Source organism: Pseudomonas sp. NY15364 (genome assembly GCF_048068235.1).
GTDB classification, from domain to species: Bacteria; Pseudomonadota; Gammaproteobacteria; order Pseudomonadales; family Pseudomonadaceae; genus Aquipseudomonas; species Aquipseudomonas mendocina_D.
The window spans coordinates 74,622-88,864 of the sequence record NZ_JBLUPX010000020.1; the positions used below are offsets into that span (position 1 = coordinate 74,622).

The following is a 14,243-nucleotide window of genomic DNA, read 5'->3' on the forward strand; positions in this document are numbered from 1 at the left end:
GAAAGCCACCCTTGAGGTGGCTTTCTCATTTCAGGCTGGCTAATTGCGGTCGGCGAGTATGCCGATGACCGCGAAGATCAGAATCAGCACTGGCGCCAGCGTGTAGTTGTTGAAGTGCGCCAGGCCCTTGGCCAGCCAGGGCGTGAGGAAGACGATGGCCAGGCCGTAGCCGACCGCACAGAACACCACGAACAGCAGGGTGCGCAGGACGAAATTGAGGTTACCGATGGTGCGTTGAACCCAGGCGTTGATGGCTGGGCCGAACAGCACCAGCAAAGTGGCCATGATGGCCAGGGAAATATCGCTGAGGTGGCTGCGGCTCCAGCGCGAAAGGGTGACGATCAGGTCCAGTAGCAGATCCATGCGGGCTCCTTCAGTGCAGCGCGACGTGAGCAATGGCCGCGCGAATCAGGCGCGCTAGCCTACCGGATTCATGCCGCTCTGTGGGTGAACTACGCCAGGAACTGCTGCAGCAGATCGTTGAGGAACAGTTGCCCCTTGGTGGTAGCTGCCAGGCGGGCTGGATCGGCCTGCAGCAGCCCCTGGCGTTCGGCTTCGCGGCGCGCCTGTTCGAGCTGCTGCAAAGGCAGGCCAGTGCGCTGGCTGAACAGTTCGGCCGGTGCACCTTCGGTCAGGCGCAGCACGTTCATCAGAAACTCGAAGGGCAACTCGTCAGCTTCCAGCAGGCGTTCGCCGGCCTGGAATGCCTTGGCTGGGTCGAGGTAGTCCTTCGGTAGGCGAGTTTTCCAGGTGCGCTGGATACGCCCTGCAGGTGTGCTCAGCTTGGCGTGGGCGCCAGCGCCGATGCCGAGGAAATCACCAAAAGTCCAGTAGTTGAGGTTATGTCGTGCCTGCTTACCAGGCTTGGCGTAGGCGGACACTTCGTACTGCGCGTAGCCTTCGGCCGCGAGCAGGGCCTGGCCGGCTTCCTGGATATCCCACAGCAGATCGTCCTCGGGAAGCGTTGGCGGCTGGCTCCAGAACACCGTGTTCGGCTCCATGGTCAGCTGGTACCAGGACAGGTGCGTCGGGCCCTGGCTGATGGCGGTGCGCAGGTCGAACAGGGCGTCCTCGATGCTCTGCTCGGGCAGGCCGTGCATCAGATCGAGGTTGAAGTTGTCGAAGCCGGCGGCGCGGGCCATGTCGGCAGCGCGGATGGCTTCGCCGCCATCGTGGATGCGCCCCAGTGCCTTGAGCTTGGCTTCCTGAAAACTCTGCACGCCGATAGACAGGCGATTGATACCCAGCGCCCTGTAGCCCTTGAACTTGGCTTGCTCGAAGGTGCCAGGGTTGGCCTCCAGGGTGATTTCGATATCCGGCGCAAAGCCGACACGTTGCTCTACGCCTTCCAGCAAACGGCCCAGGGCGCGGTCGGAGAACAGGCTGGGCGTGCCGCCGCCGAAGAAGATCGAGGTCAGTTGCCGGCCATGGACGTGCTGCAGGTCGATATCGAGGTCGGCCAGCAGCGCGTCGACGTACTCTTCTTCAGGCAGCGTCGGCCCGGCGGCGTGGGAGTTGAAGTCGCAGTAGGGGCATTTGCGCACGCACCACGGGATGTGGATGTAGAGCGCCAGGGGCGGGAGCAGGAAACTCCCGCCAGCGGAATCGCTCATGCCAGCCCCAGGCGCTGCTTGAGCAGGGCCATGGCGCGGGCGCGGTGGCTGATGCGATTCTTCTGCTCGGCCGGTAGTTCGGCGCTGGAGCACTGGGTTTCCGGCACCCAGAACAGCGGGTCGTAGCCGAAGCCATGTTCGCCGCGGGCTTCGTGCAGGATGCTGCCGTGCCACAGGCCTTCGCAGAGGATCGGCAGCGGATCGTCGGCATGTCGAACCAGCGCCAGGGCGCAGACGAACTGCGCGCCGCGCTGGGCGTCCGGAACGTCTTTCAGAGCATTGAGCAGCTTGGCGTTGTTCGCCGCATCGCCCTGACCATCGGCATAGCGTGCCGAGTAGATGCCGGGGGCGCCGCCGAGGAAGTCCACCGCCAGGCCGGAGTCGTCGGCCAGTGCCGGCAAGCCGGAGATGCGCGCGGCGTTGCGCGCCTTGAGGATGGCATTCTCGACGAACGACAGACCGGTTTCTTCCGGCTCGACCTGGCTGAATTCGCCGATCGAACGCACGCGCACGGCGTCGCCGAGCATGGCCTGCAGCTCCTTGAGCTTGCCGGCGTTATGGCTGGCCAGGACCAGCTCCTTTAAACCACTCACTGGCTTAGTCATCCGGGAACATTTCCTGGTTGAAGGTGATGCGATGTGCCTCATCACCCTGGCGCACGTTCAGGGTGAAGCTGAGCATTTCGCGGGTCTTGAATGGGAACTGCGCCAGGTAATAGATGGCCTCGCCTTCGGTGACCTGGCGGAACGTTAGCGCAGTGCTCTTGCCCAGCAGGTCCTTCACCTCGCCCCCGACCACGGCGGTGCTGGGCTTGCCGGCTTTGAGCACGGCAATGTTGATCACACCTTGGGTCTTGCTGCGTACCAGGCCGGCGGCGCTGGCGATATCCGGCTGGATGAAGCTGGAGTTGAACACGCTGTAGTGCACGTCGAGATCGCCGAAGCTCTGTTTGCGCTCGGCGGCGGCCGGCAGGGCCAGGCATAGGGCGATCAGGAAGGGAATGATGCGGCGCATGATGTTCTCCTCGTTCAGACCGCGACGCGGTGGGCGGAGAGGTCCGCGCCGCTGATGCGGTAGATGCCGATCTCGCCCAGCAGGTTGGGCCAGATGCGGCTGGCGATGCCGTGGCGATGGTCACGGTCCACCGCCAGGCGTTCTTCCACGCGGGCACCCTGGGCGTGACAGAGACGCTCGAAGTCCTCGAAGGTGCAGAAGTGGATGTTCGGGGTGTTGTACCAGGTATAGGGCAGGAAGTCCGACACCGGCATGCGACCTTTTGTCGTCAGATACCAGCGGCAGCGCCAGTGGCCGAAGTTGGGGAAGGTGATGATGCAGGTCTTGCCGACGCGCAGCATCTCGGCCAGCACCTTGTCCGGGTAGTGCAGCGCCTGCAGCGACTGGGTCATGACCACTACGTCGAAGCTGTTGCTGGCGAAGTTGCCCAGGCCCAGGTCGAGGTTCTGCTCGATGACGTTGACGCCGCGCTCGATGCACAGGGCGATCTTGTCCGGGTCGATTTCCAGGCCGTAGCCGGAAACCTGCTTATTATCACGCAGCCAGGCGAGCAGTTCGCCGTCGCCGCAGCCCAGATCGAGCACACGGCTGCCCGGGGCGATCCATTCCTGGATGATGTCCAGATCCGCTCGCATGCTCATACCTCGATTCGCTTCATGTAGCTGCCGAACGCCTGCAGGTAACGCGGGATCGGCATGAGGAAGGCGTCGTGGCCCTGTGGTGCGTCGATCTCCAGATAGCAGACGTTCTTCTTCGCCGCCGTCAGCGCGTCGACGATCTCCCGCGAGCGGGCAGGGGAGAAGCGCCAGTCGGTGGTGAAGGACATCAGGCAGAAGTCCGCCTTGGCCACCGCCAGGGTCTTGGCCAGGTCACCGTCGTTGGCGGCGGCCGGGTCGAAGTAATCCAGGGCCTTGGTCATCAGCAGATAGGTATTGGCGTCGAAGCGGCCGGAGAATTCCTCACCCTGGTAGCGCAGGTAGCTTTCCACCTGGAACTCGACGCTGTGGAAGTCGTAGTTGAGCTTTTCACTCTTCAGGCCACGGCCGAATTTCTCGCCCATGGCGTCATCGGACAGGTAGGTGATGTGCCCGACCATGCGCGCAAGCATGAGGCCGCGCTTGGGGATCACACCCTGTTCCTGGAAGTGTCCGCCATGGAATTCCGGGTCGGTGAGAATCGCCTGGCGCGCCACTTCGTTGAAGGCGATGTTCTGCGCCGACAGTTTGGGCGCCGAGGCGATGGCCAGGCAGTGACGCACGCGCTCTGGGTAGCTGATGGTCCACTGTATGGCCTGCATGCCGCCGAGGCTGCCGCCGATCACCGCCGCCCATTGCTCGATGCCGAGCACATCGGCCAGGCGCGCCTGGCTGTGCACCCAGTCTTCGACCGTCATCACCGGGAAATCGGCGCCGTAGGGCTTGCCAGTGGCCGGGTTGGTGCTGCTCGGGCCGGTGGAGCCGTTGCAGCCGCCGAGGTTGTTGAGGCTGACGACGAAGAACTTGTTGGTGTCGATCGGCTTGCCGGGGCCGATGCAGCTGTCCCACCAGCCGGGTTTGCGATCATCCGGGCTGTGGTAGCCGGCGGCGTGATGGTGGCCGGACAGGGCGTGGCAGATCAGCACGGCATTGCTGCGCGCGGCGTTCAGCTCGCCATAGGCTTCGACGACCAGTTCGTACTCGGCCAGGCTACGCCCACAGGCGAGCGCCAATGGCTCGCTGAAACGGAACACCTGGGGGCTGACCAGGCCGACGGAATCTTCGGGAAAGGCAGTGGGCATGGAGGCGCTGCTAATGAATCGGAGGAGGGCGCCAGTCTAAAGAGCACCGCCGGTAGCGGCAAGCGAGCAGGGCGTTCGCTTGTGCTACAGGCTTTGTTGCCGTGCCGCCACCGGCAGGCTGACCACCTTGCCCTGGCGCTGCACCGGTGCCGGGCGGCGCAGCACGCGGAGCATGTCGCTGGCCTGGGCCAGCTGTTGCTCCAGCTCTTCCTGGTAGCGCGCAAGTTGCAGGCTGCGCTTGCGCGTTTGCTGGGTTTCCTGGGCCAGCGCCTTGAGGCGCAGCATATGGCTTTCCAGCATCTGCTTGTGTTCCAGGGTGTGCTGCATCAGCGGCATCAGTGCATCGGCGGCCCACTGTTCGGCGTCCAGGCGCAGGCGCTGGTGCAGGCCAATCACTTCTTGAGCCAGAGTGGCGAAGAAGCGTCGGGTCAGGCTGCGTTGTTCGGTGAGCAACGTTTTCACGTGCAGGCGGAACTGATCGCCCTTGTCCTGCAGCTTTTTCAGCTCGCGCAGGTAGCGCTGGATCTTGAACTGCGGCGCATCGACGCCGCCCAGCGGGCTTTCTTCGTTGTGTCGGCGATAGATGGCGGCGACCATCTTGTTGGCCATCTCCGCTTCGTGCTCCAGGTTGTGCAGGTCCTGCTCGACGGCGCGGAAGAAATGCAGGATGGCCTGGTTGATGCCGAGGGTGGTCCAGCTGCCGGTGAGGTTGCGACGCACCTCGTTCAGGTGTTGCTCCAGACGCTCGGCGCGTGCCGCATGGCGCAGCAACTGGCCCTGGCGTTGCAGCAGGCGCTGATTGGTCTTCAGACCGAGCAGGCGCTTGTGGTGCAGGCTGTGGTCTTCCTTGGTCTTGGCGGTGAGTTCGAACAGCAGTTGGCCGTTGTCCTGCTGATGATTGCCGAGCAGGGCCAGCTGTTCGCTGACTTTCTCCAGGCGCAGGCTGAGCACGTGTTGACTGTTGTTGAGCAGCTCCAGTACCTGGCGTACCACGCTATCTTCGATCAGGCGCTCCTTCTGCGCGACGATACGCTCGCACAGCAGGGTCTCCAGATTGGCCATCTGGCTGCGGGCCAGCAGCGCCTCGTCCTTGCGCACCTTGGCTAGCAGCGCCTGCTTGGCCGATAGCGGCAGTACGTCCTGCTTGGCGATGCCCAGCTGTTTGGCGGTAGCGCTCTGGATCTGGCCGATGGCGTTCTGCACGAAAGTCTCGCCTGCCAGGTCGTCCCATAGCACGTCGATCTTGTTCAGTACGGCAAACAGGCTGGTTCGGGTGTCTTCGTCGAGCTGACGAATGTGCTGTTGCCAGATGTGCATATCGCTGGCGGTGACGCCGGTATCGGCGGACAGCAGGAAGATGATCGCCTGGGCATTGGGCAGCATCGACAGGGTCAGCTCGGGTTCACTGCCCAAGGCGTTTAGGCCGGGGGTGTCGAGAATACGCAAGCCCTGGCGCAGCAGCGGATGATCGAAGTTGACCATCGCATGGCGCCAGGCAGGCACCAGCACTTGGCCGCGTTTGCCGGTGCCTTCGAGCATGTCTGGGTGGAAGCCGAGCTGGATCGCCTGTTCCACCGGCATGGCTTTGGTCTTGGCCACCTGGCTGAAAGCCAGCGCCATGTTGGCCGGGTCGCTGGTATCCAGCGGAATGTTCACCCAGTGTCGGGGGATGCGTTTGAACTGCGCGACACTGGCCGAGGCCGTGCGGGTCTCGATCGGCAGCAGACGAATGTAGGGGCGCTCCGAGCGCGGATCGAAGAACAGCTCGGTGGGGCACATGGTGGTGCGCCCGGCATGCGAAGGTAGCATGCGCTGGCCGTATTCGGAGAAGAACAGGCTGTTGATCAGCTCGGTCTTGCCGCGCGAGAACTCGCCGACGAAAGCCAGGGTGATATGGTCGGTACGCAGGATCTTCAGCGCGCGTTCGAGCTTGGCCTGAACCGCCTCGGAGTTGAGCCGGTTGTGCTCCAGCCAGCTGCGATAACGCGTGATCTCGCGCATCAGTTCGCGTTTCCAGGCGACGTAGGCGTCAACCTGCTGGCTGAGACGTTCCATGCTCATCCTGACTCTCCTCTCGGCAAGATCATCCACTTGCGGGGGCTGCGTAACGGTTCGGTTGGGTTTGCCGCCAGGACGCACGGCGTTTCGCGAGAACAGTTTGCATTATGCGGCGTACAGGGCCGCCGTCAATTGGCTGCTTGAGCAGTCCCGCCTTATGGTCGGCAATGGCGGCTGAGTGGTCGTCAGGGGCGCTGCAGGCCGGGAATCGGCGGCAGGCTCTGCGGGGCGCGAATGCGCAGGCGTTTCTGTCGATTGAGTTCGCCGCTTTCCAGGCTCACCTGGCTCTTGGCTACGCCGAAGGCCTTGGCCAGGAAGGCCTGCAGATGGGCGTTGGCCTTGCCGTCGACCGGTGGGGCGGTGAGGCGGATCTTCAGCCGCTCACCATGCAGCCCGGCGAACTCGTCCTTGCTCGCCTTGGGCTGCAGGTGGCAGTCAAGGATCAGGTCCTCGCCGTCCCAGCGGAAGAAACTCATCCTTAGAGGAAGGGGCTTAGCATCGGCGGCAGGCCGGTGGAAGCTGCCAGAGCGCCGATCACGAAGCGGTCGATCAGATTGATGGTGATGAAGGCGAAGATCGGCGAGATATCCAGGCCGCCCAGGTTCGGCAGCAGCTTGCGGAACGGCGCCAGCAGCGGTTCGCAGATCTGGTTGACCAGTTGCGCGCCGGGGTTGTAGCTGCCCGGGGCGACCCAGGAAAGGATCACGCTGATGATCAGGGCGAAGAAGAACACCTTGAGAAACAGCGAGGTCACGCCGATTACCGACCACACCAGCAGCTGCGCAATGAAACCGCCGACGTTGTAGCCCATCAGGGTCAGGGTGACGATCATCAGCAGCAGCTGTACCAGGATAGCCAGCACCAGCGAAGCCAGGTCCAGCCCGGCGAAGCCCGGAATGATCCGGCGCAGTGGAGTTACCAGCGGTTGCGTGGCCTTGACGATGAACTGGCTCAGCGGGTTGTAGAAGTCCGCACGTACCAGTTGCAGGATGAAACGCAGCAGGACGATCAGCAGATACAGGCTGCCGAGGGTCTGAATGATGTAGATCAGGGCTTCGATGAGTCCGGACATGTGTGCTTCCTTTATTGACCCAGTTGTTCGGCCAGCTCGGCCGAGCGATTGGCGGCGGCATTCAGTGCCTGTTGTACCAGCGCTTCGAAGCCGCCGGCCTGGAAGGTTTTGATCGCCGCTTCGGTGGTTCCGTTCGGCGAGGTCACACGGCGACGCAATTCGGCGGCGTCGACATCACTCTCGCTGGCCATGCGCGCCGCGCCGAGTGCGGTGTGGATGCTCAGGCGTGTGGCGGTTTCGCGGGGCAGGCCGAGCTGCTCGCCGGCCGCCGTCATCGCTTCGATCAGCAGGAAGAAATAGGCCGGGCCACTGCCGGACACGGCGGTAACGGCGTCGAGCTGGGCTTCTTCATCCAGCCACAGGGCCAGTCCCACGGCGCTCAGCACCTCTTCGGCCTGGGCCTTCTGCGCGGCGCTGACGCGCGCATTGGCGAACAGCCCGGATACGCCCTGGCGCAGCAACGCCGGGGTATTGGGCATGCAGCGCACTACCGGGCGCTGGCCAAGCCAGTTCTCCAGGCTGGCGCAACTGATGCCGGCGGCGATGGAGATGATCACCTGGTTGGGAGCCAGGTGTGGCGCCAGATCCTGGCATACCGTTTTCATGATCTGTGGTTTGACCGCCAGTACGACCAGATCGGCACCCTTGATGGCCTCGCCATTGTCGGCGAAGGTGGCGATGCCGTGTTCCTGCTGCAGACGAGTACGTTGTTCGCTGCCAGGCTCGCTGGCGCGGATGGCGCTGGCTGCCACGCCCTGCGCACGCATACCACCAATCAGGCTGGCGGCCATGTTGCCGGCGCCGACGAAGGCGATGGTCGGGTTGCTCATTGCAGAAAATCCTTCATTCAGTGAGTGGGCTGGCCGTAGTCGCGGGCACCGAACAGGGCGGTGCCGATGCGCACCCAGGTGGCGCCTTCGGCGATGGCGGCTTCCAGGTCATGGCTCATGCCCATGGACAAGGTATCGAGGTTCAGCGCCAGCTCATCACGCAGTTGGCGCAGGCGGGCGAAGGCGGCGTGTTGTGCGGCGACATCGTCGGTCGGTTCGGGAATCGCCATCAGCCCGCGCAGCCTGAGGTTTGGCAGGGCAACGACGGCCTGGGCCAGCGCCGTTAGCTCATCGGGGCGGCAGCCGGACTTGCTGTCCTCGCCGCTGACGTTGACCTGCAGGCAGATATTCAGCGGTGGCAGGTGGGCGGGGCGCTGATCCGACAGGCGTTGGGCAATTTTCAGACGATCCACGGAGTGCACCCAGTCGAAATGCTCGGCGATGGGCCGGGTCTTGTTTGACTGAATGGGGCCGATGAAGTGCCAGATCAAGGGCAAATCACCCAGTTCGACCTGTTTCTCCAGAGCCTCTTGCAGGTAGTTTTCGCCGAAATCGCGCACGCCGACTGCGTGGGCTTCACGAATGGCGTCTGCCGGTTTGGTCTTGCTCACCGCGAGCAGGCCGATATCCGCGAAATTACGCTGCGAGGCTTGCGCCGCCTCACGGATACGCGCACCGACCTTTGCAATATTCTCTGCTATCGTGGACATTACCTGCGCTCTATCAAAGCCCGCTCGTTAAGCGTTCGCGGCATTCTACCTGCTTGCTTGTAATTGGGGAGTCCCATGGATATCACTGAGCTGCTCGCCTTCAGCGCCAAGCAAGGCGCGTCGGATTTGCACCTCTCGGCGGGACTGCCGCCGATGATCCGCGTCGACGGCGATGTGCGCCGTATCAACCTGCCGCCGCTGGATCACAAGCAGGTACACGCGCTGATCTACGACATCATGAATGACAAGCAGCGCAAGGACTTCGAAGAGTTCCTCGAGACCGACTTCTCCTTCGAAGTGCCGGGTGTGGCGCGTTTCCGGGTCAACGCCTTCAACCAGAACCGTGGCGCCGGTGCTGTGTTCCGTACCATTCCGTCCAAGGTGCTGACCATGGAAGACCTGGGCATGGGCGAGGTCTTCCGCAAGATCACCGACGTGCCGCGCGGCCTGGTGCTGGTCACCGGCCCCACCGGTTCGGGCAAGTCGACCACCCTCGCGGCGATGCTCGACTACCTTAACAGCAACAAGTACCACCATATCCTCACCATCGAAGACCCCATCGAATTCGTTCACGAGTCGAAGAAGTGCCTGGTCAACCAGCGTGAGGTGCACCGCGACACTCACGGCTTCTCCGAAGCGCTGCGTTCGGCGCTGCGTGAAGACCCGGACATCATCCTGGTGGGTGAGATGCGCGACCTGGAAACCATCCGCCTGGCGCTGACCGCCGCGGAAACCGGTCACCTGGTTTTCGGCACCCTGCACACCACCTCCGCTGCCAAGACCATCGACCGCGTGGTCGACGTGTTCCCGGCCGAAGAGAAGTCGATGGTGCGTTCGATGCTCTCCGAGTCGCTGCAGGCGGTGATCTCGCAGACCCTGCTGAAGAAAATCGGCGGCGGTCGTGTGGCGGCGCACGAAATCATGATCGGTACGCCTGCCATTCGTAACCTGATCCGCGAGGACAAGGTCGCGCAGATGTATTCGGCGATCCAGACCGGCGGTGCGCTGGGCATGCAGACCCTCGATGCGTGCCTCAAGACCCTGGTATCCAAGGGCCTGGTCAGCCGCGACAGTGCGCGCGAGAAGGCCAAGAGCCCGGAAAACTTCTAGGAACTGGTGTGGGAGCGAGCGTTGCTCGCGAAGCTTTCGCTTCACCCTTTTCGCGGGCACAGCTCGCTCCCATGATTCGGCAGATGGCTGCCGAAGGGCATTGCACACGAAGCGGCGAGAACGACGATGGAATTCGAAAAATTACTGCGCCTGATGGTCGAAAAAGGTGGTTCCGACCTGTTCATCACCGCTGGCGTGCCGCCGTCGATGAAGGTCAATGGCAAGATTATGCCGGTGACCAAGACCGCCATGTCGCCGGAAATGACCCGCGAAACCGTGCTGGGGGTGATGAACGAGGCACAGCGTCGCGAGTTTGCCGAAAAGCACGAATGCAACTTCGCCATCAGCGCCCGTGGCATCGGCCGTTTCCGTGCCAGTGCTTTCTACCAGCGCAACCTGGTGGGCATGGTGCTGCGCCGCATCGAGACCACCATCCCGACCATCGACGAGCTCAAGCTGCCGGAAATTCTCAAGAAGCTGGCGCTGACCAAGCGCGGCCTGGTGCTGTTCGTCGGTGCCACCGGTACCGGTAAGTCCACTTCGCTGGCGGCAATGATCGGCTACCGCAACAGGAACAGCAGTGGTCATATCATCTCCATCGAAGACCCGATCGAGTACATCCACCAGCACCAGAGCTGCATCGTCACTCAGCGTGAAGTGGGCATCGACACCGAGTCGTTTGAAGTGGCCCTGAAGAACACGCTGCGTCAGGCGCCGGACGTGATCCTCATCGGCGAGGTGCGGACCCGCGAGACCATGGATCATGCCGTGGCTTTCGCCGAAACCGGTCACCTGTGTCTGGCCACCCTGCACGCCAACAACGCCAACCAGGCGCTGGACCGCATCATCAACTTCTTCCCGGCCGACCGGCAGAACCAGGTGTGGATGGACCTGTCGCTCAACCTCAAGGCCATTGTCGCTCAGCAGCTGATTCCAACCCCAGATGGTAAAGGTCGCCGCGCGGTGATCGAGGTGCTGATCAACACCCCGCTGGCCGCTGACCTGATCCGCAAGGGTGAAGTGCACGAGCTCAAGGGCCTGATGAAGCGCTCCACCGAGCAGGGCATGCAGACCTTCGACCAGGCGCTGTACAACCTCTACACTCAGGGCGAGATCACCTACGAAGATGCGCTGCTCTACGCCGACTCGGCCAACGACCTGCGCCTGATGATCAAGCTCGGTTCGGAAACCGATGGCGATCACCTGACCAGCATGGCCCAGGGCCTGGCGCTGGAGGTCAGCGAGGAAGATCCGGGGCGTCGCTTCCGCTGATGCTGCCAGACGGGGGACGTGATGCGTCCCCTTCGCTTATCTGGGGGATGCGTTTGCCCTTCTTGCCGGCCAGCACCAACGCCTGGCCATCGCGTTGCGCACCGGCGCGTGCTTCGCTCATCAGTTGCGGAATCAGTGGGCCTTCCGGCAGGTGCTTCCAGAACCTCAGTGGCAGATGCTGCTGCATCACCGTGCGGTTTAGGCGTGCCGGGTTGAAGGTGCTGCCGTAATAGGCGCGCCACAGGGCCTGGCCGTCATCCTCGGGCTGTTGTGCCCAGGCCTGCCACTGCGCCGGGCAGCGGCGTTCGTGCTGCAGGTGCTGGCCATCCCAGTACACGCCGTCGCGCGGCGTGGCGATCAACCAGCTGTGCTTGCCCAGGCGTTCGGCGAAGTGCCCGCTGGCCGAGGCGAGAATGTCATGCGCGGGTTCGAACCAGGCGACGAAGTCTGGCGCGTCAGGGATTTTGCATGGCTGGAAACGTACGAAGGCATGCAGATGATGGGCTTCGCGGCGCACCGCCTTGAGCCGGCGATGCAGCTCGCTGCCATCGGGGTCGCCGGCCAGCACAGCGCTGCGTTCGCCCTGCACGAAACGCCACAGCACACGGTAGAGCAGGCTCCAGCGTTCATCGCCGCGGTACTGGGCAGCGCTTTCCAGCAGATCGAGCAGTTCGGGGGAGACGCGCAAGCGGCCGCTAGGCTCCGGCGCGCGTTCGGCGGGTTGGTCGAACAGGCTGGGCGGCGCCTCCTCGTCCAGCCATTGCAACTGGTGCGGGGCCAGGCCTTGCAACAAGGCGCGGCGTGCGGCCTGGCGCCAGGTGGCGAAGCTGCCGTCGAAGCGCAGGCTATGCATCACCACAAGGCCATCTGTGCCGGGGTGTCGCGCAGTTGCTGACGCAGCACCACGGATTCGTGTTCGGCGCGCGGTGGCCGGTAGTCCTGAGTGACGATAAACGGCTTGGCCTTTTCCAGTACGCAGCGCAGACGGGTCAGGTCCTCGTAGCGGATACGCCGTTCGCGCCGCAGCGCGCCCAGGCGTCGTGCGCTGAGCACACCGATCCCGGGCACGCGGGCGATCAGTGATTCGTCGGCGCGGTTGAGATCGACGGGAAACTGCTCGCGGTTGGCCAGGGCCCAGGCCAGCTTGGGGTCGATGTCCAGCGCCAGGTTGCCGGGACCGGCGAGCAGCTCCGTGGCGCTGAAACCGTAGCCGCGCATGAGGAAGTCCGCCTGGTACAGGCGATGCTCGCGCAGCAGTGGCGGCGCCTCGAAGGGCACGGTTTTCGGGCTCTGAGGAATCGGGCTGAACGCCGAGTAGTAGACGCGGCGCAGGCGGTAGTCGTGATACAGGCTCTGGGCGTTGTGCAGGATGGTGCTGTCATCGGTGGCGTCGGCACCGACGATCATCTGCGTGCTCTGCCCGGCTGGGGCAAAGCGCGGCGCGCGGCGTTCTTCCTTGGCCTCACGCTCGCCGAGATGAATCTTGTGCATGGCCTGGTGGATGCTGCCGACGTTCTTTTCCGGTGCCAGGCGCACCAGGCTGGTTTCGGTGGGCAGCTCGATATTGACGCTGAGGCGGTCAGCGTACAGGCCGGCTTCGGCGATCAACTCCGGTGCGGCATCGGGAATGGTCTTGAGGTGAATGTAGCCGCGGAACTGGTGCTCCTGACGCAGCAGCTTGGCGACGCGGATCAGCTGCTCCATGGTGTAGTCGGCCGAGCGGATGATTCCGGAGCTGAGGAACAGGCCGCTGATGCAGTTGCGCTTGTAGAAGTCCAGGGTCAGCGTCACCACTTCCTCGGGGGTAAAGCGCGCGCGAGGTACGTCACTGGAACGACGGTTGATGCAGTATTGGCAGTCGTACAGGCAGAAGTTGGTCAGCAGGATCTTCAGCAGCGCCACGCAGCGCCCGTCCGGTGTATAGCTGTGGCAGATGCCCATGCCATTGGTCGAACCGATGCCGTCCTTGCCCTTGGAGCTGCGTTTTGGTGCGCCGCTGCTGGCGCAGGAGGCGTCATACTTGGCGGCGTCGGCGAGGATGGTGAGCTTTTCGATCAGTTGCATGGCAGGCCATATCTGTACTGTTTTTTTATACAGTATATGGGCGTCGTACAGCTATCAAGCCATTCGTTGTGTTGTGCTGCCTCATTGCAAATGAAACCTTCACTCGGCGCGCAGCGTCATAGCTGTATCTCGCACAAGGAGTTCGCCATGCAACGACAGGATACGCACAGCAAGCTGATCGGCTACCTGCTGTGGATTTTCGGCTTTCTCGGTTCCCACCGCTTCTACTATGGCAAGCCGGTCACCGGCACCATCTGGTTCTTCACCCTCGGCCTGCTGTTCATCGGCTGGATCATCGACCTGTTTCTGATTCCGGCGATGGATCGCGAGGCCGATCTGCGCTTTACCGCAGGTGAAACCGATTACAACGTGGCGTGGATTCTGCTGACCTTCCTCGGCGTGTTCGGCGTGCACCGCATGTATCAGGGCAAGTGGATCACCGGGATCATCTACCTGTTCACCGGCGGTTTGTTCCTGGTCGGCGTGCTCTATGACTTCTGGACGCTCAATACTCAGATCTCGATCAAGAACGCACAGCGCGGTTGAGTCAGGGGAATCAAGCGCCGTTGCCCGGATGCACTCCGGGGAAAATGAAAAGGGCATCCCACGGAATAATGCCAGTCAGTTAAGCGCTACAGCTTGACCTTCTGCGCGCTGAAACGAAAATCCGATGCTTGTTTTGAGCATCGGATTTTTTATGCGACTTTCCCGCGCCTTGGCACT

The 14,243-nt window shown here is 63.0% G+C and carries 16 protein-coding genes; 3 read left to right on the forward strand and 13 right to left on the reverse strand.

The genetic code is table 11. The features are described from left to right. Positions 1-39: 39 nt before the first annotated feature. From ACNFCJ_RS16780 to ACNFCJ_RS16830, 11 genes are all read right to left on the reverse strand, one after another. A complete protein-coding gene (locus tag ACNFCJ_RS16780; protein WP_099525941.1) occupies positions 40-363 on the reverse strand; it encodes a DUF3392 domain-containing protein in 324 nt (107 codons plus the stop codon). Positions 364-452: 89 nt separating this feature from the next. Next, entirely contained in the window at positions 453-1,613 is a 1,161-nt protein-coding gene (hemW, locus tag ACNFCJ_RS16785) for a radical SAM family heme chaperone HemW (RefSeq protein ID WP_125879707.1), read from the reverse strand. Beyond that, entirely contained in the window at positions 1,610-2,218 is a 609-nt protein-coding gene (gene rdgB / locus ACNFCJ_RS16790; RefSeq protein ID WP_416772533.1) for an RdgB/HAM1 family non-canonical purine NTP pyrophosphatase, read from the reverse strand. The genes hemW and rdgB overlap by 4 nt, the downstream gene beginning before the upstream one ends. Then, positions 2,211-2,627: a DUF4426 domain-containing protein gene (locus tag ACNFCJ_RS16795; RefSeq protein ID WP_416772534.1), complete on the reverse strand. Its 417-nt coding sequence runs from the start codon at positions 2,625-2,627 to the stop codon at positions 2,211-2,213. Before ACNFCJ_RS16795 ends, rdgB begins: the two co-directional genes overlap by 8 nt. 14 nt (positions 2,628-2,641) lie before the next feature. After that, positions 2,642-3,262 (reverse strand): methionine biosynthesis protein MetW, encoded by a 621-nt coding sequence (gene metW, locus ACNFCJ_RS16800; protein WP_024309842.1) that lies wholly within the window; start codon positions 3,260-3,262, stop codon positions 2,642-2,644. A 2-nt stretch (positions 3,263-3,264) separates the two neighbouring features. Then, the gene (metX, locus tag ACNFCJ_RS16805) at positions 3,265-4,404 is read right to left on the reverse strand and encodes a homoserine O-succinyltransferase MetX (protein WP_416772536.1); all 1,140 of its coding nucleotides are present in this window, start codon (positions 4,402-4,404) and stop codon (positions 3,265-3,267) included. Positions 4,405-4,488: 84 nt separating this feature from the next. Further along, on the reverse strand, positions 4,489-6,465 hold the full coding sequence (locus ACNFCJ_RS16810) for a dynamin family protein (protein ID WP_416772538.1): 1,977 nt from the start codon (positions 6,463-6,465) through the stop codon (positions 4,489-4,491). A 182-nt stretch (positions 6,466-6,647) separates the two neighbouring features. Next, entirely contained in the window at positions 6,648-6,938 is a 291-nt protein-coding gene (locus ACNFCJ_RS16815; protein ID WP_296233702.1) for a DUF167 domain-containing protein, read from the reverse strand. Between the two features lie 2 nt (positions 6,939-6,940). Next, on the reverse strand, positions 6,941-7,534 hold the full coding sequence (locus ACNFCJ_RS16820) for a YggT family protein (protein WP_416772540.1): 594 nt from the start codon (positions 7,532-7,534) through the stop codon (positions 6,941-6,943). 11 nt (positions 7,535-7,545) lie between these two features. After that, complete coding sequence (gene proC, locus ACNFCJ_RS16825; protein ID WP_416772541.1) at positions 7,546-8,364, reverse strand: pyrroline-5-carboxylate reductase; 819 nt, start codon at positions 8,362-8,364, stop codon at positions 7,546-7,548. A 17-nt stretch (positions 8,365-8,381) separates the two neighbouring features. Beyond that, positions 8,382-9,074, reverse strand: a complete 693-nt coding sequence (locus ACNFCJ_RS16830; RefSeq protein WP_106733310.1) for a YggS family pyridoxal phosphate-dependent enzyme — start codon at positions 9,072-9,074, stop codon at positions 8,382-8,384. 75 nt (positions 9,075-9,149) lie between these two features. Between ACNFCJ_RS16830 and pilT the strand changes: the two genes are divergently transcribed. Further along, complete coding sequence (gene pilT, locus ACNFCJ_RS16835; protein ID WP_003463935.1) at positions 9,150-10,184, forward strand: type IV pilus twitching motility protein PilT; 1,035 nt, start codon at positions 9,150-9,152, stop codon at positions 10,182-10,184. 126 nt (positions 10,185-10,310) lie between these two features. Beyond that, positions 10,311-11,456 (forward strand): PilT/PilU family type 4a pilus ATPase, encoded by a 1,146-nt coding sequence (locus tag ACNFCJ_RS16840; RefSeq protein WP_416772544.1) that lies wholly within the window; start codon positions 10,311-10,313, stop codon positions 11,454-11,456. Here ACNFCJ_RS16840 and ACNFCJ_RS16845 read toward each other — a convergent pair. Next, entirely contained in the window at positions 11,422-12,309 is an 888-nt protein-coding gene (locus ACNFCJ_RS16845; protein WP_416772546.1) for a TIGR03915 family putative DNA repair protein, read from the reverse strand. The genes ACNFCJ_RS16840 and ACNFCJ_RS16845 overlap by 35 nt on opposite strands. Continuing rightward, positions 12,309-13,520 carry a putative DNA modification/repair radical SAM protein gene (locus tag ACNFCJ_RS16850; RefSeq protein ID WP_179574708.1) on the reverse strand — a complete coding sequence of 404 codons (1,212 nt, stop codon included), beginning with the start codon at positions 13,518-13,520 and terminating at the stop codon, positions 12,309-12,311. The genes ACNFCJ_RS16845 and ACNFCJ_RS16850 overlap by 1 nt, the downstream gene beginning before the upstream one ends. Before the next feature lie 147 nt (positions 13,521-13,667). Here ACNFCJ_RS16850 and ACNFCJ_RS16855 point away from each other — a divergent pair, with 147 nt between their 5' ends. Then, positions 13,668-14,066, forward strand: a complete 399-nt coding sequence (locus ACNFCJ_RS16855; RefSeq protein ID WP_179574707.1) for an NINE protein — start codon at positions 13,668-13,670, stop codon at positions 14,064-14,066. Positions 14,067-14,243: the final 177 nt, after the last annotated feature.